The 23,606-nt window shown below is 38.1% G+C and carries 23 protein-coding genes; 5 read left to right on the top strand and 18 right to left on the bottom strand.

Annotated features, from left to right (window positions below):
* Positions 1-5: 5 nt before the first annotated feature.
* The gene (locus tag ACOZIR_RS16760) at positions 6-530 is read right to left on the bottom strand and encodes a cupin domain-containing protein (protein ID WP_045294394.1); all 525 of its coding nucleotides are present in this window, start codon (positions 528-530) and stop codon (positions 6-8) included.
* 339 nt (positions 531-869) lie between these two features.
* The gene (locus ACOZIR_RS16755) at positions 870-1,187 is read right to left on the bottom strand and encodes a hypothetical protein (protein WP_045294384.1); all 318 of its coding nucleotides are present in this window, start codon (positions 1,185-1,187) and stop codon (positions 870-872) included.
* 492 nt (positions 1,188-1,679) lie between these two features.
* Between ACOZIR_RS16755 and ACOZIR_RS16750 the strand changes: the two genes are divergently transcribed.
* Both ACOZIR_RS16750 and ACOZIR_RS16745 read left to right on the top strand, forming a co-directional pair.
* A complete protein-coding gene (locus ACOZIR_RS16750) occupies positions 1,680-2,231 on the top strand; it encodes a TVP38/TMEM64 family protein (RefSeq protein ID WP_045294383.1) in 552 nt (183 codons plus the stop codon).
* Positions 2,232-2,319: 88 nt separating this feature from the next.
* Positions 2,320-2,619 carry a hypothetical protein gene (locus ACOZIR_RS16745; RefSeq protein ID WP_045294382.1) on the top strand — a complete coding sequence of 100 codons (300 nt, stop codon included), beginning with the start codon at positions 2,320-2,322 and terminating at the stop codon, positions 2,617-2,619.
* A gap of 27 nt (positions 2,620-2,646) precedes the next feature.
* On the opposite strand, the gene ACOZIR_RS16740 is transcribed toward ACOZIR_RS16745, so the two are convergent.
* From ACOZIR_RS16740 to ACOZIR_RS16725, 4 genes are all read right to left on the bottom strand, one after another.
* The gene (locus ACOZIR_RS16740) at positions 2,647-3,432 is read right to left on the bottom strand and encodes an ABC transporter ATP-binding protein (RefSeq protein ID WP_045294381.1); all 786 of its coding nucleotides are present in this window, start codon (positions 3,430-3,432) and stop codon (positions 2,647-2,649) included.
* A 20-nt stretch (positions 3,433-3,452) separates the two neighbouring features.
* Positions 3,453-4,433 (bottom strand): FecCD family ABC transporter permease, encoded by a 981-nt coding sequence (locus ACOZIR_RS16735; RefSeq protein ID WP_328120003.1) that lies wholly within the window; start codon positions 4,431-4,433, stop codon positions 3,453-3,455.
* Positions 4,430-5,437, bottom strand: a complete 1,008-nt coding sequence (locus tag ACOZIR_RS16730) for a FecCD family ABC transporter permease (RefSeq protein WP_045294378.1) — start codon at positions 5,435-5,437, stop codon at positions 4,430-4,432. Before ACOZIR_RS16730 ends, ACOZIR_RS16735 begins: the two co-directional genes overlap by 4 nt.
* Before the next feature lie 90 nt (positions 5,438-5,527).
* The gene (locus tag ACOZIR_RS16725) at positions 5,528-6,478 is read right to left on the bottom strand and encodes an ABC transporter substrate-binding protein (protein WP_328120002.1); all 951 of its coding nucleotides are present in this window, start codon (positions 6,476-6,478) and stop codon (positions 5,528-5,530) included.
* 261 nt (positions 6,479-6,739) lie between these two features.
* Here ACOZIR_RS16725 and ACOZIR_RS16720 point away from each other — a divergent pair, with 261 nt between their 5' ends.
* Together ACOZIR_RS16720 and ACOZIR_RS16715 are read left to right on the top strand one after the other, a co-directional pair.
* Positions 6,740-7,609 carry a permease gene (locus ACOZIR_RS16720; protein WP_045294376.1) on the top strand — a complete coding sequence of 290 codons (870 nt, stop codon included), beginning with the start codon at positions 6,740-6,742 and terminating at the stop codon, positions 7,607-7,609.
* A gap of 16 nt (positions 7,610-7,625) precedes the next feature.
* Entirely contained in the window at positions 7,626-8,462 is an 837-nt protein-coding gene (locus ACOZIR_RS16715) for a TIGR03943 family putative permease subunit (RefSeq protein ID WP_045294375.1), read from the top strand.
* 38 nt (positions 8,463-8,500) lie between these two features.
* On the opposite strand, the gene ACOZIR_RS16710 is transcribed toward ACOZIR_RS16715, so the two are convergent.
* From ACOZIR_RS16710 to ACOZIR_RS16655, 12 genes are all read right to left on the bottom strand, one after another.
* On the bottom strand, positions 8,501-11,269 hold the full coding sequence (locus ACOZIR_RS16710) for a bifunctional diguanylate cyclase/phosphodiesterase (RefSeq protein ID WP_045294374.1): 2,769 nt from the start codon (positions 11,267-11,269) through the stop codon (positions 8,501-8,503).
* 86 nt (positions 11,270-11,355) lie between these two features.
* On the bottom strand, positions 11,356-11,883 hold the full coding sequence (locus tag ACOZIR_RS16705; protein ID WP_045294373.1) for a GNAT family N-acetyltransferase: 528 nt from the start codon (positions 11,881-11,883) through the stop codon (positions 11,356-11,358).
* A 109-nt stretch (positions 11,884-11,992) separates the two neighbouring features.
* A complete protein-coding gene (locus ACOZIR_RS16700) occupies positions 11,993-12,544 on the bottom strand; it encodes a hypothetical protein (RefSeq protein WP_013056190.1) in 552 nt (183 codons plus the stop codon).
* 342 nt (positions 12,545-12,886) lie between these two features.
* Complete coding sequence (locus tag ACOZIR_RS16695) at positions 12,887-13,648, bottom strand: serine hydrolase (RefSeq protein WP_237758550.1); 762 nt, start codon at positions 13,646-13,648, stop codon at positions 12,887-12,889.
* A gap of 14 nt (positions 13,649-13,662) precedes the next feature.
* Positions 13,663-14,670 (bottom strand): ABC transporter ATP-binding protein, encoded by a 1,008-nt coding sequence (locus ACOZIR_RS16690; RefSeq protein ID WP_045294369.1) that lies wholly within the window; start codon positions 14,668-14,670, stop codon positions 13,663-13,665.
* Positions 14,671-14,682: 12 nt separating this feature from the next.
* On the bottom strand, positions 14,683-15,591 hold the full coding sequence (locus ACOZIR_RS16685; RefSeq protein ID WP_275037071.1) for a C40 family peptidase: 909 nt from the start codon (positions 15,589-15,591) through the stop codon (positions 14,683-14,685).
* Between the two features lie 31 nt (positions 15,592-15,622).
* A complete protein-coding gene (locus tag ACOZIR_RS16680; protein WP_328120001.1) occupies positions 15,623-16,567 on the bottom strand; it encodes an LD-carboxypeptidase in 945 nt (314 codons plus the stop codon).
* 88 nt (positions 16,568-16,655) lie between these two features.
* Complete coding sequence (locus ACOZIR_RS16675) at positions 16,656-18,299, bottom strand: peptide ABC transporter substrate-binding protein (RefSeq protein WP_328120072.1); 1,644 nt, start codon at positions 18,297-18,299, stop codon at positions 16,656-16,658.
* A gap of 23 nt (positions 18,300-18,322) precedes the next feature.
* The gene (locus ACOZIR_RS16670) at positions 18,323-19,321 is read right to left on the bottom strand and encodes an ABC transporter ATP-binding protein (RefSeq protein ID WP_221778672.1); all 999 of its coding nucleotides are present in this window, start codon (positions 19,319-19,321) and stop codon (positions 18,323-18,325) included.
* 4 nt (positions 19,322-19,325) lie between these two features.
* Positions 19,326-20,282: an ABC transporter permease gene (locus ACOZIR_RS16665; RefSeq protein ID WP_170836816.1), complete on the bottom strand. Its 957-nt coding sequence runs from the start codon at positions 20,280-20,282 to the stop codon at positions 19,326-19,328.
* On the bottom strand, positions 20,266-21,195 hold the full coding sequence (locus tag ACOZIR_RS16660) for an ABC transporter permease (protein ID WP_081356447.1): 930 nt from the start codon (positions 21,193-21,195) through the stop codon (positions 20,266-20,268). Before ACOZIR_RS16660 ends, ACOZIR_RS16665 begins: the two co-directional genes overlap by 17 nt.
* A 14-nt stretch (positions 21,196-21,209) precedes the next feature.
* Positions 21,210-22,034, bottom strand: coding sequence for a M55 family metallopeptidase (locus tag ACOZIR_RS16655; protein ID WP_328120000.1), 825 nt, complete (start codon positions 22,032-22,034; stop codon positions 21,210-21,212).
* Positions 22,035-22,286: 252 nt separating this feature from the next.
* Between ACOZIR_RS16655 and ACOZIR_RS16650 the strand changes: the two genes are divergently transcribed.
* Entirely contained in the window at positions 22,287-23,582 is a 1,296-nt protein-coding gene (locus tag ACOZIR_RS16650) for a purine/pyrimidine permease (RefSeq protein ID WP_328119999.1), read from the top strand.
* The last annotated feature ends 24 nt before the right edge of the window (positions 23,583-23,606 follow it).

The raw sequence follows: 23,606 nt of genomic DNA, 5'->3' as shown, positions 1-23,606 counted from the left end.
GCTTTTTAATCATTTGGCAATTTATCGTACCCTAATTTGTCGATGATCACGACATGCTCGGGGAATTCATCAAGCAGCTGCTGTTTTGTGAATAATTCAAAGTCACGGAAATCAAAGCCTGGTGCGACCATACATCCTACCAGGGAAAACGTATTCTCATTTGCGACAGAGGAACCGAAAATGGTATCTCTTGGAACTAAAAATTGAGGAACTTCTCCATTTTCTAAGTTTGTACCTAGTTTTACTTCTTGATAAGTTCCGTCGCGGTAGATAATATGAATGGTTAAAGGACTTCCCCCATGATAGTACCATAATTCATCTGATTGCAGCCGGTGGAAATGTGATACATCTTGAGACCTTAATAAAAAATAAATACTTGTATATAGAAATCGTTTATCATTAAACTGCGATGACACTTCTTTATCAGAAATTTCATCATTGGAGCGATAGGTTTGCTTATAAAACCCTCCTTCTGGATGAGGCTGCAGCTCGAGCTTTGAAATCCAATATTCCCACTTATGTACGTCCATTACGTTCCTTCCCTTCCTCTTTCTTTTATCATTAACTACATCATAGTAAATCATTCTTTCTAACACAACAAACGGCTTCATTATTCCATGAGGAAAAATGAAGCCGCTTACCACTGGTATCTTATCATTACATCCTACCCTTTCTGTTAGCACGGCTATATCTATACCTGCTAGAATGGCAGCAATGAAATAAATATGTCATATACAAATCTAACTGAAATCGATCTCCCTCAATGAAACATTGAAACGGCTGTTCTCTACCTTGATAAATTTCCACAGATGAACGCTGCTTAAACGGGACAATATTCATCTCTTTTCCCCCTCAGAAAGATGTACTTTTTAGTGTAAATGCTGATGACAAACGTAATATTTTTTGATAAAAGTGAGGGCTGCGTTTGCATCTTGAATGCCAAGCTTTTTACAAACGCCAGCTAACATTAGCAGTTTGTACATAACCAGCTTTTGATTATTTGTTGCCAGGACGTAATAAACAATCGTATTAGCAACTGCCCGCGGTAATCTTATTTTTTTCAACTCATATAACGCAGCAGATGAAGACATGCCTGCTTCGTTTAAAATCTGCTCGGTTGTGTACGTCTCCAAATAGCGAGCAAGCTTTCTTTCTTTATTGTTAAATATACCTTTAGAATCGTTCATTTTCTCTCCCTCTGTTATTTTAATAATCCATTAAATGCTGCATTAATTAGCCATAATGCGATAGCTCCCCCTGATAAATAAGTGCTGAGATAGAATAATAGTTCCATATACCTCCCTCCCATTTCTATCTTACCTCTTCATTCCCCTAGCTGCAGTGATATTCATCACAGTAAAAAGTATATTGTTGAGCTGCTGAATAGCTCCGCAAAAGAGCTCGTGAGAAAGGTCTCACGAGCTGCTTAGTTAGCTTTTTTATTTTCGGATAATGCGTTTAAAAATCATAATAATTAATAATACAACCACAATAACAAGCAAAAATTTCAACATGAGTTGTCCATCCCTTCAAATGAGTAAATCATCTTTCATTAGTAAGTAGTTACCCTGTTTCGTTTTTTATAAACTGCATACTGCTTATTTCATGCCAAAAATTATATAATAGTAGAAAATGAGCTTACATTAGCCCTACATATAAAACATAAACGGGAGTATAACATGGCTGACTACCTTCAAACATTTCTGGTTGAACACTTAGAAGCAGCAGAGCTTATTAGTGTTCTCTTGAACATCCTTATTAGCATTACGGGCGTATTTCCTAGCGCGCCCCTTACGTTCGTAAATGTAAAATTATTTGGTTTTTGGAACGGATTTTTGCTTTCTTTTATTGGAGAAGTTTTAGGTGTAGCTCTCTCTTTTTGGCTGTACCGAAAAGGTTTCCGTACACTTGTTCATACAAAAACACCTTCTCACTCCAAGTGGCTAAAGCTGCTGCGCGTACAAGGGAAAGAGAGTTTTATATTCATTCTTTCTTTGCGATTACTTCCCTTTGTTCCATCAGGCCTCATTACATTCTTCAGCGCTGTAGGACAAGGCTCCTTTGCGGTATTCATTTCTGCTAGCGCACTTGGAAAAATTCCAGCGCTTTTTATTGAAGTTTATTCGGTTTATCATATTTCCCAAGGATCTATGCAAGGCAAAATCATCTTAGTGGTTTTATCCATTATTTTACTTTTTTACATAAGTAAAAAATGGAAGAAAAAAGCTTAACAGACCATAAAAAGGGAAGACTATCTAAAAATAAGTAAAAACATTATCTTATGTAACTGTAATAAGATAACGTACTGGAGATGGTCTATTGATTTTCCTGTTGGTTTCTGGAAGTATTATTGTTCCTGTTATCATGCTCTTTTTCTCACTCAAATGGAAAGGAGCAGAGCTAGTTTTTAATACGCTAGCCCTTCTTTCAGCGCTGGTATTTGGAAATATAGCTGCTGCTTCTATCTACCGTATCTTAAAAAACCATACTGTTTTTATGACGAGCATTCATGCAATCTTTTTAAATTCAGCTTTTTTATTAACCGGTGCATATCTTGGAATCTATGTATTGTATAAACTGTTAGCTCTGATCTTAAATGTAAAACAGCGTACTATGTAAAAATAGTACGCTGTTTTAAAACGCAGTTTATTTTATAATTCCAGTTGGTATGCATAAAGGTGAACCATCAACCGGATTTTGAATAATAGTTGAGGATAAATTAAACACATCTCTTATCATTTCTTCTGTAAATACTTGAGCAGAAGAACCTTCTTTGTAAATCTGACCGTTTGAAATACTGATTAAATGGTCTGCATAGCGAGCTGCTTGGTTTAAATCGTGTAAGACCATCACAATTGTACAATTTCTCTTTTGGTTTAAGGAACGAAGAAGTTCAAGCACTTCAATCTGATGAGCTAAATCTAAATATGTGGTAGGCTCATCCAAAAGCAGAAGCTCCGTACCCTGTGCCAATGCCATTGCAATCCATGCTCTCTGACGCTGTCCTCCAGAGAGAGCATCCAGTGTACGATGACTTAAATTAGACAGTTTGGTTGCCTGTAAAGCCTCCTCTACAACTTGATGATCTTCAGCAGAATAGCGAGCAAATAAGCCCTTATGAGGGTGACGACCGTAATAGCACAGCTCTTTTACTGTTAAATCTTCAGGAGCTTCAGGAGCTTGAGGCAAAATAGCCAGTTTTTTTGCTACTTCTTTTGATGAATGACGATGAATATCTTTTCCATTTAAATATATACTTCCTTCTGTAGGCTTTAATAAACGGGCCAATGAACGAAGGATTGTTGATTTTCCGCAGCCATTTGATCCAATGATTATGCTTACCTTTCCTTCTGGAATGTGAAGGTCAATATTACGAATAACAGAAGTTGAATCATATGATAGTGAAAGTTTTTCAGCAGTTAATTTTGTCATTACTGTGTTCCTCCTTTCCTCTATTTTTTCTGCTCACGGCGCAGTAAATATAGAAAATAAGGGGCGCCAATAACAGCTGTTACGATTCCAGCTGGAATCTCAACGGGCGGCATAACCCCTCTTCCTAAACTATCAGCAATTAGCAGGAATAAAGCACCTACTGCTGCCGAAACTGGTAACAAGAATTTCGAACGGCTTCCTACTAACCTCCTGCCAATATGAGGAGCAATTAAACCAATAAAACCAATTGACCCAACCACTGCTACAGATAACCCTGTCAATATCACAGCCATACTCAATAGTGTATAACGAACGTATTTCGTTCGCTCTCCTAAGCCAACTGCAATCTCATCTCCTAAGTTTAAAATGTCGAGCTTAGATGCAAATATAATAATAAAAGGCACGAGTGCAACACAAGGAATTAACATCCAAAGCTCACTCCAGCCTCTTCCCCATAAACTTCCTGTGAGCCAAAGAAGAGTTGTATTCACGTCATCTGGAAACTTAATCATAAAATACTGAATTCCAGCCTGACAAATAGCTCCTAACGCTACGCCAACTAAAGCCAGCGTATGAGGTTTAGCTCCTTGAGAGTAGGAAAACACCATAAGTATAACGGCTATGGCTGCTGCTCCTAAAAAAGCTGAAAGCGGCAGCAGAAGCATAGAAGCAGTTGGACATACAATTAAGATGAAAACGGCGAATAGCCCCGCTCCTTTTGTTACACCGATAACATCGGGAGAAGCCAGTGGATTTTTTAATATCCCTTGTAAAATAGCTCCTGCTACTGCTAAAGCCGCACCTACAACAATAGCAATGAGAGTGCGTGGAATACGATAATTCGTTAAAATAAATGAACTTCCTGGATAACTTCCAATTATTTGCTGAAAGATTTCTCCAGGGGAAATATAAACGGCTCCTACCCCTAAGCTAATTACAATCGTGATTATTAAACATAAAAATAAGATACTTAACATTTGATAAGGGTGCTTTCTTTTCATTGCTTAATATTCCTCCCTTTTCTAGCAAGGTATAAAAAGAAAGGCGCTCCAATAAGAGCTGTTACAATCCCTACTGGTGACTCAAAAGGATATGCAATGAAACGAGACAGTACATCAGCATAAACAAGCAAAATGGCTCCTAGTAGTGCTGAAAATGGCAGAATTCGCTGGTAGTCTCCCCCTACTAATTTTCTAGCTATATGAGGTACAATGAGACCTACAAACCCAATTGGCCCCGCAACAGCAACAGATGCACCGGCGAGCATAATGACTAGTATACCTGCAAAAAAGCGAATCCATTTTACCTTTTCTCCTAACCCTGTTGCCATATTTTCTCCTAGTACTAGAATCGATATAGAGCGAGAAGATCCAAAAGCTAGGAGAAGACCTAGAAACGACCAAGGTAAAAGAATTTTTACATGAGTCCAGTCTTTCCCGTTAATAGAACCTACAAGCCAATACAAAACGTCCGTAGCTTGTTCATTTAGCACAATTACTCCTTGAGTAAGTGACGATAAAAATAAATGCACAGCCATTCCGGCAAGTGCTAGCTTCACATGAGTTGTCTTTCCTCCCGATGCGAACAAATAAACAGTCATTCCTCCTAAAGCTGCTCCTAAAAAGGCAATATACACAGTTGATTGAGAGGTAAGGTCAGGAAATAAAATAAAAGCTATTACAATCGCTAATGAAGCACCAGCATTTACCCCAAACACTTGGGGTGAGGCAAGCGAATTTCGTGTAATAGCTTGCATCAATGCTCCAGCAGCTGCCAAGCTGGCTCCAATAAGAGCTGCCAGCACAGCTCTTGGCAGTCTAAGCGTCTGTACGATTGTTGTCTGCTTAGAGTCATCAGGCGCAAAAATTGCCTTAATTACCTCTGTAAAGCTGACAGCAGAAGATCCGACAGCCACATGCAAAATCATTCCGATGATTAACAAACAAACGCTAGCTAGCAACACAATATATTTATTCATTTTTTGCTTTTGGACAAGATTTGTCATTTCCAACACACTTTCTACAGTTTTCTTTTCTAAACAAATAGAAGCAAGAATAGAATAACTATTCTCGCCTCTTTGTCAGACTCTGTTATGTTACTGCTGCTTATTGTTTAGTAACTTAACCGTATCTTTTCCAATCGCCTCAGCTGAAATCACTCCTCGGAATCTTGTCCATAAATCACGGTCTACTACAAAAACTTTATCATTTTTAACAGCTTTTAAATTTTCCCAAAGAGGATTTGTTTTCCATTCATCCGTTACAAGTTTACCTTCGTTATTTGCTAGGATTAAAATATCTGGATTAATGTCTGACAACTGTTCTAAATTCATCTCAGCATATGCTTCTTTGTTTTTCACAGCGTTCTTCAACCCTAGCTTTTCAAGGAACTCTCCGTCATAAGAAGAAGACGTATGCGCTTGGAAAGAAGTATCTCTGACAACTGCTGGTAAGACTGTCTGACCACTTTCTTCTTTTAACTCATTTTTTAATTTTGAAATTGTTTCTTCATGCTCATTTAAGCGCTGTTCTGCTTTTTTTTCTTTTCCTACTGCTTTCGCAATTGTTTTAAATGAATCTATATTTTCTTCATATGTAGATTCACGGCTTTTCAATTCAATTGTAGGCGCAATTTTGTTTAATTCTTTATAAATTGCTTTATGACGCTGCACATCGGCAATAATTAAGTCCGGCTGCAGGGAACTAATTACTTCTAAATTTGGCTGTTGACGTGTTCCTACTGAAGTATAATTGATTTTCCCACCTACGAGTTTTTCAATCATATCTTTTTTGTTGTCGTCTGCAATTCCTACTGGCTTCATTCCTAAACCTTGCAAAGCATCTACAAAAGATAGTTCAAGGACAACGACTTTTTTTGGATTTTTAGGAACTTTTGTTTTCCCAAGCTCATGCTGAACAGATACCTTTTGAGTATTATCTGAATTTTCTTTTGATGAATTTTGAGTTGACCCACACCCTGCTAGAACAAATAAAATAGAAACAATAGCAGCTATACTGGCCAGTCTGAACTTTTTAACTTGCTTCATTTTAACGCTTCCTCCTATGTATATACTCTTTTTGACGCTGATAATCATTATCATCAATGTTATCTGTTAATTAAAGTTGCGTCAATAGTTTTATCGTAATATGGGACATTTTTTGAATAAATAACAGAAAAATCCTTTTAATCCCTTTCTTGAAAAAGCTTTATTCCCTTCCTTTTTTACGATACACTATCTGTAAGTTGACCAAATTCAACTTTATTGTACTAATGCACTTTTAAATAATCTTAATTTGGAGTGAAGATAGTGAATTCGTCTCTATTACAAATGAATACTATATTTATTAGTATTCTCATCGAAGCCCTTCCTTTTGTATTACTAGGCGTAATCATTTCAGGAATTATTCAAATTTTTGTAACTGATGAAATGATGGCTCGAGTTATTCCTAAAAATAAAATAGGTGCTGTCCTATTAGCTAGTGTGATTGGAGCTCTTTTTCCAGCCTGCGAATGTGGAATTGTTCCTATTACTAGACGTTTAATGGCAAAAGGAGTTCCTCTTTACGCTGCTATTCCTTTTATGCTAACAGGTCCTATTATTAATCCAGTTGTTTTATTTTCTACCTTTGTAGCTTTCGGGAATGATTGGAAGATAGTATTGTATCGTGCAGGAGTAGCTTTTATTGTTTCCTTACTTGTAGGTCTCATTTTAAGTTTTCAGTTTAAAACACCTCAGACGAAACGTGAGGTTCATCTGCGTACTTCCCCCAAAAAAATGAGTGCGAAGCTTTCAGAAGCTACCCGTCATACGATTGATGAGTTTTTTTCTGTTGGGAAATTTCTGATTATCGGAGGATTAATTGCAGCCGGGATGCAGACGTTTGTTAAGACATCTACCCTATTTTCGTTAGGACAAGGCGATGTTTCATCAAACGCGGTAATGATGGGACTTGCATACGTATTATCGCTTTGTTCTTCTGCAGATGCGTTTATCGCTTCCTCGTTTCGCAGTACGTTTACAGACAGTGCTATTGTTTCATTCTTGGTATTTGGTCCAATGTTTGACATTAAGAATACGCTGATGATGCTAAGCCAGTTTAAGACTAAATTTGTCTTTACACTTTTAGCTTATGTTTTTATTTTAGTACTTATTGTTTCGATTTTAATTGTTCATTAATAAGGAGGGATTTAGCATGATTCGTATTTTAATTTTAATAGGGTTTACGTTCATCTTCATGCACCTTCATGCAACTGGGGATATCTCAAAATATATTAATATGAAATATTCTTGGATTTCATTTTGTACTATCTTTGTACTTTGGTTTTTAACTATCGCAGAATTAATCTTTTACATGATAGGTCCTAAAAAACATGATGATGATTGTAGCTGTGGATGTGCCCATAACCATCAAGAAAGCAAATGGAAACGAAGAGCATGGTACCCAATTTATATTTTACCTGTACTCACTGTCTTATTTTTACCTGTCGCAACCCTGGATTCTAACATTGTTGAAGCTAAAGGATTTCATTTTCCAATTTATGATAAAAAAGATCCTTATTCTTCTCATCAATTTTTACAGCCGGACACAAGTTCTTTTTACGGCGAAGAAGCCTATGACCAAATGATTCATCGTGACCTTAAAAAATTTTCTAAAGGAGATAATATCAACTTAGAAGATGAGGAATTTTTAAATGCAATGGAAACTATTTACCGATATCCTGGTGAATTCAGTGGCAAAACCATTTCTTTTAAAGGATTTATGTATCAAACAAAGGAGCTAAAAAAGAATCAGTATTTTCTTTTTCGTTTTGGTATTATTCATTGTATTGCAGATTCAGGGGTATTTGGAATGCTCATTGAGTTTCCAGATGACGCTGATTTTAAAAATGATGACTGGGCAACTGTTACAGGCGAAGTTAGTACAATGTACTATCAGCCGTTCAAAAAAACCATTCCTGTTTTGAAAGTAACAAAAATGAAGCGTGAGCAGACTCCAAAGGATCCTTATGTATATCGAAATAACCAATAATTAAAAGCCGTTCTTTTAAATAAGAACGGCTTTTTACATTAATGAACAAATTCCATTTTTTCTTCGATTTTGTGAAATTTCTCATAAAATTCTTCCGCTGAAATCGGTTTGGAGAAATAGTATCCCTGCACTTCATCACATTTTTCTTTATGAAGAAGTTCTACTTGTTCAACTTCTTCTACACCTTCTGCTACGACGGATAGCTGCAAACTTTTGGCTAGTGTAATAATGGCTCTGACAATCGATACTTCCGTTGTATTAGGATCTAAATCTTTAATAAAAGACCGGTCAATTTTCAGCGTATGAATAGGCAGCTTCTGAATATAGCTGAATGAGGAATATCCTGAGCCAAAATCATCAATCGAAATAAATACTCCTGCATCTTTTAAAATTTGTAGCTTTTCGATTGTTTGCTCAACATGCTTCATCGTTACACTTTCCGTAATTTCAAGTTCCAAATATCGTGGTTCTAACTCTACTTCACGCAAGACATCTAACACATAATCAACAAAATCCGTTGTACCAAAATCCACACTTGATATGTTCACACTCATTTTTAAGGGAGGTAGTCCTTGAAGCTGCCAATACTTATTTTGATGGCACGCTTTTTTTAATACCCACTTCGTCAGTGTAACAATAACGCCTGTTTCTTCAGCAATCGGAATAAATTCTGCAGGAGAAATGACGCCCATCTCGGCATGAGTCCACCGGATCAAAGCCTCCACTCCAACAATATGGCCACTTTGAATATTGACTTTGGGCTGATAGTGAAGCTCCATTTCGCCCAGCTCAAAAGCCTTGCGTAAACCATCTTCAATTCTCATTCGTCGCGTAGTATGAACCTGCATTTGTTTTTGATAAAACAGATAATGATTACGCCCTTGTTTTTTGACTTCGTACATCGCTAAATCAGCATGGCGAACTAGCACTTCAAGTGAACTTCCATCTTTAGGAAATAAACTAACTCCGATGCTTACCCCTAAATAAACATCTCTCGATAGCACTACAAAAGGAGTGGATAAGCAGTCATTTAATGATTGACAGATTTTTTTCACTTCTTCATCTGTCCTATCATGCAGTAAAACTAAAAACTCATCTCCTCCAAAACGCGAAAGCACATCTTGGTTTCTTAGGCAGCTCTTCATTCGATCGACAACCTGAAGCATAAGCTGATCTCCAGCATGATGACCAAGCGTGTCATTTACCTGTTTGAAACGATCGAGGTCTAAAAATAAGAAATGAAGCTTTTTTCCTGAAGCAGCTGCTGAATCAATGGATTTCTCTACAATGTTTGAAAACATACTTCTATTTGGTAAATCTGTTAGCATATCGTGAAAAGCCATATATTGAAGCGATTCTTGAGCTTTTTTCTGCTCCGTTACATCTCTAGTTACTGTCTGAAAAAGCGTCTCTCCATTAATTTGAATGAGCGTAGATTTTACTTCTAAAAAGAGTTCCTTACCTAACGCATTAAACATTTTCAACTGAGCTAATGGAGGTCTTGGCTCATCTTTTCTATCTTTTACTGCCTTCAATCCTTTTTTAATATCAGGAACTTGTTCAGATGAAAAGAAATCGTATAACGATTTACCAACGAGCTGGTCTTCACTTACTCCTAAAAGCTGAATCATAGCATCATTAACGGACACGACCTCTTTTTCTCGATGGACCATAATTGCCAATGGAGAGGAGTAAAACAAGTTTTCATAGCGATTTTTTGCTTCAATCAACGTTTTTTCCGCTTCACGCTCTTGTGTCATATTGCGGATATACAGCATATACTCAACCGTCTCTTCAATCGCTACCGCCATAACCGTTATCTCAACCGTAACTTCTCTATTACTTATCAAAAGAGAGTGCTCAGTTCGTCCGTCTTGTAGAGAAGAAAATTTATAGAATGGCAGCAGCTTAACAACATCACTCCCGATTACATCTGATGCTTTAAGAGAGAAAAGCGTTTCTGCCGCATAATTGAGCGATAAAACATGTCTTTTTTCATCAATCACCAAAATAGCATCCAGGGCCGATTCAAAAAAAGCCCATTTTAACACTTCTTGTTTTTGTACGCGTCGATCCATAAAAATGGTTAAAAACACAGCCGTAAATAGGCAGGCAATAAAAAAAATAATAACAGCGGATAAATATATTGGATTTAAAGCAAAACCGTTTGATTGTTCAGACATTGACATTCCTGAAAAAGAAGCTGCCTGCATGCCCGTATAGTGCATACCAGCAATTGCAATGCCCATAATAGTAGAACAAATAAGCTTAGCAAAAACGGTAAGCTTCCCTTCATTTAGCTTTGAGTAAAAACCAAGCCACAAAGCTGTATTAGAAGCAGCAACAGCAATAAGAATAGAGAGAAAAACGATAAATGGATCATATGAAATCATAATTGGCTCCATTGCCATCATACCGGAATAGTGCATAAAAACAATTCCAGCTCCCATAAAGCTCCCCGCAATGGTGAGTGCCTTCATGCCTTTCTTTTGTTTGTGAATGAGGTAAAGGCCTATATAACATCCTGTTATCGCTCCCAAGATTGAGAGAAGAACAAACCATAAATTGTATGAAACATCTACGGGTAAGTGAAAAGCAAGCATTGCGATAAAATGCATGGACCAAATTCCTACTCCCAATGTAAATGCCCCGCTGATTAACCAAAACTGAATAAATTTTGCCCGGGAAATTTTCACACGATTAGCTAACCCAAAAGAAGCGTACGCCGCAGTAATAGCGATAAGGAAAGAGAGTGTAACGAGTAATTCATTGTACGTTCCTTCTAGTAAATGTGTATGATGATTCATTCATGACCTTCCTTCAATTCGTTCTTTTCTTTGTTATCGGTTAAGGCCCAAAAATATTTACTATTTCAAAAGAACTTCTGTTTGATTTACTTATTGCCTTTTGAACATCCTGACAATATCGTGCTCACTTTTTCCTTGTTGACGGTGTATAAACACGTACAGTCATCTGACTCATACGCCTCTTCTAGTTGAAACGAGAATTTTTTTAAAAGAGTAATTGAATCTTTATTATTAGGATCAACTTTTGCTTCAATCTCCTGTATATGAAACTCTTCAAAAGCTTTTTCTAGCAAAAGGCAGAGCGCTTCTGTCATGAGGCCTTTTTTCCAAAAAGGTCTGCCTAAATCATACCCTATCTCTGCTTGCTTTTTACCATAATCAATACGGTTTAGACCGCAGGTTCCAATAATCTCATCGGAAGTCTTTAATCGAATAGCATAGCGTGTTGCTTTTCCTTCTTTCATCAGACTTTGTAGAAGTGCAATCATGCTTTCCGCCTGATAAAGCGTCGTAAAGGGCTCAATATTCATATATCTAGTAACCTCTTCATCCGACCAATATGCAAAAACTTTAGAAGCGTCTTTTTTTTGAAGAGGAGATAAATATACCCTCATCAATGTTCTCCCTCCTTTTGATGAATGATGGAGCAAGACATTTTCATCTGCGCCTCTTTCACCTCTTAAAAAATCTCACATGGTGCACGGAACATGTGAGATTTGACATTTAACTATTTTTTGATTGTGCATCGCGCAGCTGGGTATATAAACGATTAATTGCTACAGTCATTGACTGTTCATAGGAATGGTGATCATAATAAACCGCTATATTTTTTAACATTTCATATGTTTGATGATCAAGCTGCACCTCAAGCGTAATTTTTTCATCAATTGTTGCTGTTTGCAAATGATGAGGCAAGTCCTCTTTTGTAGATACTTGCTCTGCAATATGAATTGCTTCTTCTACTGTTTCAATTCGGCCGTACTGATGCACCCATCTTCTGCCCATTTCAATCGTATCTTTTACAAACTGACGATTGGTAATGGTATCTTTAATATTAAATTGATGATCTGCCACATATACAGATTGATACAAGATTACACTGATCACTTCGTCTTTTAAATTTAATTTTCTCAACTCATCAATTAAGTCCGCTATATATTTAGGTAGCGGACTAAATGTCCCTCTCACTTCCTTAATTAAATCCATGGCAATGGATTCAGTTGAATTGCGTTTAAATGCTTTTATAATATCTATCATTACATGTTCGTTTGCCATACATACACCACCATTTATGAATCGAATAATTTCATGTTCCTTGCTGATTGGCATAGACATTCACTATTCGTTTAAAATATATACTATTATTCTATTATATAAAAAATATGAATAAGTTGGTATAGGATGAATGATTTATCATTATTTTTTCATGAATTTTTATGAAACAGAACATGTTTATTTACTACTAGCACAAATCCAGCACAGCAAACAATAGTCTCGCCAAAATTTAAGAAGACAAGCATTTATTATTAGTAAATGTGAGTTTCTCTTTAATAGAAGGCATTAAATAAAGAGGGACCAAACCAATCTGGCTTATTGAAGTAGATGGTCCAAAGATTTTTAAATGTTAGATGACAGAAGATATCCAATATCAGCAATCAATCTCCTTCCCTGTTCATTGTCACTTAGTCCATCTATCAAAACAACAGCATAATACGTTTCGTTACCTCGCATGAGAATAGCACTATCATGTTCTGCTCCCTGTAGTTCTCCAGTCTTATTCGCAGCTTGAAACGCTGATCCTATACGTGCTGGAAGCTTATGCTGAAACTGCTGCATTTCTAGCATTCTCATTATTTTTTCGCGGCTAGATTTTTTCAAAAGGTTTCCTTCATATATTTCCCTTAGACACTCTACTACGTCAGAGGCGCACGTATAATTATCAACCCCTTGTTTAACAGCGGTTTCGTCCATCATATAGCGGTTTAAAACCGTTTTCTTTAACCCTATATTTCTAGCACATTCATTAATTTTTTCAAATCCTACTAAAGAAATGAGCTCATTTGTAGCTGTGTTGTCAGAAACAATTATCATAAGGGTAAGCAGCTCTTCCACTTTAATATGTGTTAACTGCGGAAGAGCTCCAAGTACGCCTGCTCCGCCAACCGTGTTTTTTTCCGTTCTTTGAATGACAGATGTTAAAGTCAAGAGGCCCTCATCAACTTGACGAAACGCTTCTATTACAAGCAGCAGCTTGATTGTACTTGCTGCTCGTTGTTGGATAAAAGAATTAATCTGTATGGATTCTTTTCCTTCAATATGAATGCGTATAAGTCCATTATTACTCCGCTTCCATTTAGTAATGGTATCTTCTATTTTCATCCTTGCTTTTTCCATCATTTTGTCGCAGCTGTTTCAATATAGTTGTTACTCATTATCTTTTGATTGTATAAATGACAGGCCACAAAATGATTTTCTTCAACTTCCTGCCACTCTGGTTTTTGAATCTTACAAGCTGCTACTGCAAGAGGACAGCGCGTATTAAACACGCAGCCCGAGGGCGGGTTCATTGGGCTTGGCAATTCTCCTTTAAGAACAATTCGCTTGCGATTATCCTCAACGTCAGGATCAGGAATAGGAATAGCTGACAGTAGAGCTTGAGTGTAAGGGTGAAGCGGTTTTTGATACAGCTCCGAACTTGTTGTTAATTCTACTAAATGCCCTAAATACATAACTCCAATCCGACTGCTTATATGCTTTACCATCGACAAGTCATGTGCAATAAATAAATAAGTTAACCCTTTTTCTTTTTGGAGTTTTTTTAATAAATTAACTACTTGCGCCTGTACAGATACATCTAAAGCAGAAATAGGTTCGTCTGCAATAATGCATTCTGGATTTAACGCTAAAGCTCTCGCAATCCCTATGCGCTGGCGCTGCCCGCCGCTGAACTCATGAGGATAGCGGTTGGCATGATCACGATTTAACCCCACATCTTCTAGCAGCTCATACACCCGGTTCAGCATTTCTTTTTTATTCGAATAAAGTCCGTGAACCTCCATTGGTTCTGAGATAATCTCCTTTACGGTAGAACGAGGATTTAGTGAAGCATATGGATCTTGAAAAATCATTTGCATATTACGATGAAAAGCAAATTTCTCTTTCTCTGATAGCTCATGCACGTTTTTTCCTTTATAAAGCACCTCTCCCGATGTACGGTTATACAACCCAATGATTGTTCGCCCGGCAGTTGATTTTCCGCAGCCGGATTCACCAACAAGTCCAAAGGTTTCTCCTTTTGAAATATGAAAAGACACGCCGTCTACTGCTTTCAAAACCTGCTTATTCGTAATCGAAAAATACTTGCTCAGCTGCTTTACTTCTAACAAATGCTTTGTTGTCATAACTGCCACCTCCTAATAATAGCGCCGGGCTGCGCACAGCTCTTCTTCATAAAGCGTTCCTTTTAATTCAATCAGTTCGACGGTTTTACCCGTTTTAGGTGAATGAAGCATTTTTCCGTTACCATAACAAATACCAACATGGTGGATAGACCCCTTCCCTTTTTCATACGCGAAAAACAATAAATCTCCAGGTTGAATAGAGTCTAATCCTACTTCTTTGCCTCGCCTTGCTTGATCGGTGGCATCTCTTGGAATAAGATAGCCGTTTGCTTTATGAGTAGCATAGGCAAACCCGGAACAATCATATCCCCAAGCACTCATGCCACCCCATAAATATGGAAGGTTCAAAAACTGTTCTCCTGCTGCAATAATCATATCTCCAGTTCCTTTTGTTGCTTTACGGTTTCTATCCTCTATTACAACAGCATCTTGACGTTTTATTTTCCCACTGCCAATCGGCGTTTGAACCTCTAGCCATTCTTTATCTTCTTTTAAAAGAGGCAGCTGCGTTTGATAACTAATTTGCAAGGTTTCTTCCGCTAGCTGCAGTGTCGCAATCGCTGCTGTTACCACTACCGTTGGTTTATTCAATGGAGAATATTCAGCTTGGGAAATCAGTTGCTGGAAAGGAACCCACCCGGGATATCCTCTTTCATCTTTAGAAGAAAACTGAGAAGGAATAACGATTTTTGCCCATTTACCTTTCAGTTCCGTTACATATACTTCTTCTCCTAGCAACAGCTGCGTTTGAACTAAATTTTTCTCACAAAGCTCCAACCGACGTGTATACGTTAATTGCTCTAGCCATTTATCTAGTTTTACTGGGACACTTGTTGCATTGTCATCTATTTCTCTGCAAGAGTCATAGAAAGTCCACACGGTCGCCACAGCCACACAAACGTAATACGTTTTTTTATCCACCACTTATTTCTCCTCCCCGCAGGTTTAACCTTCAGCGTTCGACTTTATCTTTTGGTAATGTAATACCGGATTCAAATTCCACCATTCGTTCATACGTCGACATCGTGGCATAACTTCCAATCGCCACAGCTGTTTGAGGAGAGCAATGTCCGATACGAAACCCTCTCATAACAGGCTTTTTTAAAGAAGTTAGGTAACTTGTTAATGTCTCTTCCAATGAAAGCGACTCTGTACGTTTTTTAGGATAGCAGTTATGAAAATCTCCGATAATAATTCCCGCTGCATCCTGCAGTTTATTGGCCATATACAGCTGTGTCATCATGCGGTCAATTTCATACGGCTCTTCATCAATCTCTTCAATAAATAAAATTTTATTTTTCGTATCTAGTTCAAAAGGTGTGCCAAGCGTGCTTACCAGCAAAGTAAGATTTCCTCCTATCAGCTGACCAGTTGCTTCTCCTTCACAAATAGTGTCGAGCGAACTAATTTGATCCGTATAGCAAAAAGAACGGTGAGAAAATAATTGATAAAAAGCTTGCTTCGTCTCTATATGAACATCTTCTTTTCCGATATCCGACGAAAGCATTGGACCGTGAAAGGTAACCAAACCTGTGCGCTGATGAATAGCCGTATGTAAAAACGTAATATCGCTATATCCCCAAAAAATCTTTGGGTTTCGCTTGATTAAATCGTAGTTTAATTGCGAGGCAAGCCTAGCAGTCCCGTACCCTCCGCATGCACAGATAATTGCCTTTACTTCCTTATTGGCAAACATCGCATGTATATCGGCTGCTCGCTGTTCATCGGTCCCTGCCAAGTACCCGTTTTTTTTATATAAATGCGCACCCGTTACGACGTTTAATCCTATTTCCTTTAAATATTCTAGTCCTTTTTTTAGATTGTGCTGATTAGGCGGACTAGCAGGTGCAATAACAGCTACTGTATCACCTTTTTGTAATCGTTTTGGTTTGATCATTTGTTACACTCCTTTTGTGTAAAGAAATGAAGAAAGTGAAACTTGGGTCAGAGGGGAATTGCAATCCCCTCTGACGAAAAGTTCCACTTTACTGTTTATCTGCCCACTTCAAATCTAAATAGCCAACAGGATGACGAACAATTCCAGATACGTTATCTTTTATTAAAAACACATAGTTGTAGAAATGGATAGGAATGATCGGCATCTCATCAAATAAAATACCTTCTGCTTTATACATAAGCTCAAAACGTTTTTTATTATCCGTTTCGTTCATAGCTTGTTTAATTAACTCATCATATTCTTTATTGCTCCAAGCTGTACGATTCATTGAATGACCCGTCTGGAAGCTTTCTAAAAAGTTAATTGGATCTGCATAATCAGCTAAAAATGAACTTCGTGACAGCTGAAACTTTAACGCTTTTTGTTCTTCTTGGAAAACATTCCATTCCATATTGGCAAGCTTTACATCTACACCTAGATTTTCTTTGAACATTTGCTGCAGTGCTTCTGCTATCTTTTTATGCGTATCGTCTGTACTGTATGTTAGCGTAACAGCTGGCAGCTTTTTATATCCTTCTTCTTTCATTCCTTTTTTCAGAAGTGCTTTTGCTTCTTTGCCATCTGTTTTTAATAAGTCGCCGCCCGTTTTACGGAAATCCTTTCCATCTGCATCTTTAAATCCGTATGATACGAACCCGCGAGCTGGTTTTTCTTTATTTTTTGTAACAAAATTAACAATTTGATCTTGATCTACAGCCATTGCAAATGCTTTACGGATATTTTTGTTTTGAAAGGGCTCTTTATCTAAGTTAAAGCGGTAGAAGTAAGTTCCCGCTTGGTCTTCGATATGAACATCTCCATCTTTCAACAGCTTTTCACTTAAATCCGATGGAATTTCAGAAACATCTAGTTCTCCATTTTGATACATTTGATATTCTGTGTTTGTATTTTCAACAATTGCCCATTTTATCTTGTCGAGCTTTACATTTTCAGCATCCCAATACTGATCGTTTCTTTCCATTACTAGATTACTGTTATGCTTCCATTGAGTTAATTTGAAAGGACCATTAGCAACAAACGAATCTGCTTCTGCAAACCATTTCGGGTTTTTGGTCGCTACTTTTTCATTAATCGGGAAAAACGCTGGATTGGAAACTACGCTTAAGAAATAGGCTTGAGGACTTTTAAGCGTAACTTCAAAAGTTTTGTCATCTAGCGCTTTTACCCCTACTTGATCAGCACTTCCTTTACCAGTATTAAATTCTTCTCCACCTTGGATAAAATAACCTAAAAACGCCGCTGGAGAACCAGTCTTAGGATCTAACAGCCTCTTCCAAGCAAATACAAAATCACTTGCTTTCACGTCATCTCCATTTGACCATTTAGCATCTTTTCGTAAATGAAACGTATAGACCTTTTTGTCCTCAGAGATATCCCATTTCTCGGCCATTGCTCCTTCAGGCTCATCGCTTTTTCCTAAACGAGTCAGCCCTTCCATTAAGTTATTAAGCATATTCCATGAATATGAATCAAACCCGATAGGCGGATCAAAAGACGTAGGTTCTGCGCCATTATTCATATAAAGGACCTTACCGTCTTCTTTTGCTGTACCGCTCTTCTTTTCTGGCTCCGCGCCTGAATCTTTTGTGGCCGTACAGGCAGCAAGTGTAAATATAAGTACACACATCATTAGTAAAGACCCTATTTTTTTCATCATTTCCCCCTCTTTCATAAGTTCTCTATTCATCTATAAATCTAGCTTATAGTTGTTACAAATTTTTGGGCTCTTTCATCTTGAAGCCAGCAGTGCACTTGGTGACTTTCTTTCAGCTTTGTCGATACAGGATACATACGATCACATACTTCCATTACGTAAGGACAGCGAGGTGCGAACGAACATCCGGATGGAGGTGCAAATAAATCAGGAGGTGATCCTGCAATAGGCACAAGCTCACTTTCGTATAAATCTAACCGAGGAACTGAACGCAGCAACCCTTTTGTATACGGGTGCTGCGGCGTATAAAAGATGTCTCTTCTTGTTCCAATTTCTACAATCTTTCCTGCATACATTACGGCAATACGGTCAGCTACCTGAGCAACTACACCTAAATCATGGGTAATTAAGACAATGGATACATCCGTTTTCTGCTGAATATCCTTAAATAATTCTAAAATCTGCGCTTGGATCGTGACGTCCAGAGCTGTGGTAGGTTCATCAGCAATTAGCACTTCGGGATTACATACAAGGGCCATTGCAATGACAATACGCTGTCTCATTCCCCCGCTAAATTCATGAGGATATTGCTTTAGACGTTCTTTAGGATTTGGAATTCCGACTAGCTCCAGCATTTCAAATGCTTTTTCTTTGGCTTTTTCTTTTGAGATGTTTTCATGTTGCATAATATTTTCTGCAATTTGCTCACCTACGCGAAGAGTTGGGTTAAGCGCAGTCATAGGATCCTGAAAAATCATCGAAATATCAGCGCCTCGAATGTCTCGCATTTTCTTTTCTGATAGTTTCGTTAAATCCTGGCCTTTAAATAAAATAGAGCCGCTTGTGATCTTGCCCGGAGGTGTCGGGATTAACCTCATAATGCTTTGAGATGTTACGCTTTTTCCGCACCCTGACTCTCCTACAATCGCTAGTGTTTCTCCTTTATGTAAATCAAAACTAACGCCTCTTACAGCTTGAACTTGCCCCCCGTAAGTTGAAAACTGTACGTGTAAGTTTTTGATTTGGATCATTTTTTCCATTTTCTTACCTCCTTAATTTCGGATCAAGTGCATCTTGCAGTCCGTCTCCAAGGACATTAAAAGCAAACATGGTAAGAGAAATAAAAAAAGCTGGGAAAAACAAACGCCACCAATAGCCTGATAGAATCGTTGATAAACCATCATTTGCCATTACTCCCCAGCTGGCATAAGGAGCCTGTACACCCAGTCCTAAAAAGCTTAAAAAAGCTTCAGCAAAAATGGCAGTGGGTACGGTTAGTGTCATTTGAACGATAATCGGTCCCATCGTATTTGGAAGCAGGTTCCGCTTAATGATACGGCTAGTTTTTGTTCCAAACGTTTTGGATGCAAGCACGTATTCATAGTTTTTTATTTGCAACACTTGCCCCCGTACAATTCTCGCCATCCCGATCCAACCTGTAACGGAAAGTGCCACAATGATCGTAGAAAGCCCCGGGCCCATGACTACCATCAGTAAAATCACAACTAATAAATAAGGAAGACCGTATAAAATTTCAATGACGCGCATCATGACATTATCTGTTTTTCCGCCTTTATAGCCTGAGAACCCTCCGTAAATGACGCCGATGATAAAATCAATAAGAGCTGCCATCAGTCCTACAAATAAAGAGATTCTAGCTCCGTACCATGTCCGAGTGTACATATCTCTGCCTAAGTCATCCGTTCCAAACCAATGACTAGCTGAAGGAGGAAGGTTTTGCTCTGTAAAAGAAGCTTTCGTTACGCTGTGCGGTGAAAACATAGGACCGAATATAGCCATCACAACGAGGATGACTAAAAAAAAGAGACCCAGCATAGCCAGCTTGTTTTTTACAAGCCTGCGCCATGCATCATGCCAATAAGAAAGACTCGGCCTTACAACTGCTTCGGCTTCAGATTTCTTTTTTTTCTTTGGCGTAAACCACTCATCAGGAATTTGCTTATACTCCTGTTTTTCCAGCACGTTATCCCTCCTTCTTATACAGTTTGATTCGTGGATCAAGTATTCCGTAAGCAATGTCTACTAAAAAAAGCATAATGATGAGAATCGAACTGTAAAAGACCGTAGTGCCCATAATTACGGGGTAGTCTCTCGTATTAATACTGTCCACAAAATATTTTCCCATCCCAGGAATAGCAAAGACTTGTTCAATAACAAATGTGCCGGTTAATACGCTGGCTGCAATCGTTCCAAGAACTGTTATGACAGGCATTAAAGCATTTCTAAGCGCATGCTTAAAGACAATTTTCACTGGCGAAAGCCCTTTTGCACGCGCTGTTCGAATATAATCTTGAGTTAGTACTTCTATCATGCTTGAGCGAGTCAAACGTGCAATAATAGCCATAGGACCTGTGGCAAGAGCTAGAGTCGGAAGAATCATATGTAAAGGGCTCGTCCACGTAGCGGCAGGTAAAATTTTTAAATTAACAGAAAGCTGTTGAATTAATAACGTGGCCATAACAAAATTTGGAACCGATAATCCGATAACTGCTATGCTCATCGCAATGTAATCAATTATTCCATTTCTTCTAAGAGCAGCGATGATGCCTAGTGTAATACCGGAAATCACCGCAAGAATTAACGTCACCATTCCAAGTTCAAATGACACGGGAAACCCTCTTCCTAAAAGATCGTTAACCGTTTGAGACGGCTGTTTAATGGAAGGACCAAAGTCAAAGGTAACAATGGATTTTAAATAAAGAATATATTGCACAGCTAGCGGCTCATCTAAGTGATAAAATGATTCCAGGTTTTTTTGAACTGCATCGCTTGTCGCTCGTTCTTCATTAAAAGGAGATCCGGGAATCGAATGCATTAAAAAGAAGGTTAAGGTCACAATTACCCACAGCGTAACAAGCATGGATAAAAATCGTTTCAAAATATAACTTTTCACCTTTATCCCACCTTCTAACAGAATGTTGTGCGCGTAGCTAATTCAGTCATAACAAGCATGGCCTGATAAGCTTCTAAAATATCTTTTGCTTGAAACCGAACGGTCGTCGTTCCAGGTTCAATTTCTGTGCCCGGCATTAAATGCGCCCACTCTGCTTGACCGTAATTTGCAAATTCTATTCGTAAGGTTGGATGTTTAGGTGGAATTAAAGGTTTGACAAGGTGTTTGTGCTGAATAGCTGCGGCTGTTTTTTCTTGAAGTAATTGTTCTGCTTTCTTAGGGGTTAATGTTTTGGCTGCAGAACGTGAAATGGCTTGTTTGACGATAGCAGTCGTCACGTTTGGAATAAGCTGCTGTGCTTCCAGCGCCGTTTGGTCATCACCGGCTACCATTAAAACTGGCACGCCGTAATAGCCTGCGACGTATGCATTGAAGCCTAACTCTCCAATATTCGTATCATCTATGTACATATTGCGAGCACCAAATATCATCGAATGAGACATGATACCAGGCATGGATGCTTTAGCATGATACCCTAGAAACATAGCACCATCAAAAGTCTGATCTAATCCCTGTACCATTGAATATGGTTTTACGCTTCCTGAAATAAGCTGAGTTTCTGGATGAAGCCGTTCAACAAGGAGATTATTCATACTCGAATGACTGTCATTTACCACAACTTCTGAGCACTGTTCTCTAAACCCTGCATAAATTACTGCATTTGCTTCATCCGTCATTATTTTGCGGCTTCTTTCATAATTTTCTTTCTGTCGCAGAACATTTGTGTGATCGATGAGTCCCGTAATTCCTTCCATATCAACCGACAGGTATAGTTTCATTTGTCTTATTCCTCCTCCTTTCTTGACTGTTAGTCAGTGCATTATAAATTATTCTTATGTTTATAATTTATAATTGTAAGAAAATTATAAATTATCTTTCTTCTTTTTACAACAATATATTGAATTTTTTGACACTTTATCCATCGTCCTTTTAACAAGATATCGCTTACAAACTGGAAGTCCCATGGTAAAATAATAGAGCAGCCTGTTGGTTCATTCAGCCGCTCGTCGGCATTAATTGAGGTGTTAAGAATGTTTCGAGTTTCCATTGCTTCACTACAATGGTTTTTATTTATGATTTCTAATAGTATGATTGTTCCTATTGTAATTGCTTCTCAGTTTCATTTAAACGCAGCGGATTCTATTCAATTTTTACAGCGAACGTTATTTATTTTGGCTTTATCCGGGCTCTTGCAGGTGTTTATAGGGCATAGATACCCAATCATGGAAGGACCGGCTGGCGTTTGGTGGGGCGTCTTTTCTCTGTATGCGAGTCTTGGAACCGTTCTGTTTGGTTCTCACTCTGAAACGCTCCGCGTGCTGCAGTTCACTCTCCTTATAAGCGGGATAATTGCTATTTTGATGAGCCTGTTTGGTCTCATTGATAAACTAGCAAAATACTTTACTCCGACAGTTACCGGTACATATTTAATTTTATTAGTGACGCAGCTCAGCGGTTCCTTTTTAAAAGGAATGTTTGGCATTACAGAAACGAATTCAGCTATTAAACTTCCAATTGCGCTGGCTTCAGCTGCGATTTTGCTGCTGACTTTTTATTTATTATCGCACCGGACGTTAAATAAGCTCAGCATTATTATTAGTATTGGTGTAGGCTGGGGAGTATTTGCAATGCTAGGGTTAGCTAAACCTATCGAATTTCAGGCGCAGTTATTTTATATACCTAAAGTGTTTGTATTCGGAGCTCCTCGCGTTGAATGGAATATGGTTGTTACTGCTTTTTTTGTGACGCTCATTTTAATTACAAACATGCTCGCTTCTATTCGTGTTGTTGAGTCTGTTTATAAACACAAAGGAGAAAAAATTGAAAAAGACAATATTAAGCGTTCCGGGATGGTTTCGGGTATAAGTCAGCTGCTTGGAGGATTGTTTTCAGGTGTAGGTGCCGTTCCTATTTCAGGTTCCGGTGGATTTATTTCAGCCACAAATCTTTATAGCCGAGTTCCTTTTATTGTAGCATCATGCTTTTTGCTGTTTCTGAGTATCTTTACTCCTTTAACGTCCATTATGTCCGCTCTTCCTCCTGCAGTCGGATACGCGGCAATCTTCCCTGTTTTTACAGGTATGATGGCTCTTGGAATTGGAGAATTCAAGCATGCCAAACAGCCTGAAAAAGCGATGAAAAAAGCCGGTATTGCGTTGCTGTCGGGGATAGGGGTTATGTTTTTGCCTTCCCAAGCTTTTTCAACGCTGCCACCTTTAGTTACTACGTTTTTAAGCAACGGATTAGTTCTTGGCACCATTATCATTCTTATACTGGAAATTTCCGAATCACTTTCTTTGAAAAGACAAGGTGCAAAAGAGGGATAAAAAAAGAAGCTGAAACTCAGCTTC

The sequence above is a fragment of the Priestia sp. D3YE.R1 genome (assembly GCF_049199565.1).
GTDB lineage: Bacteria > Bacillota > Bacilli > Bacillales > Bacillaceae_H > Priestia > Priestia aryabhattai.
This window is presented reverse-complemented; position numbering and strand designations above follow the sequence as displayed.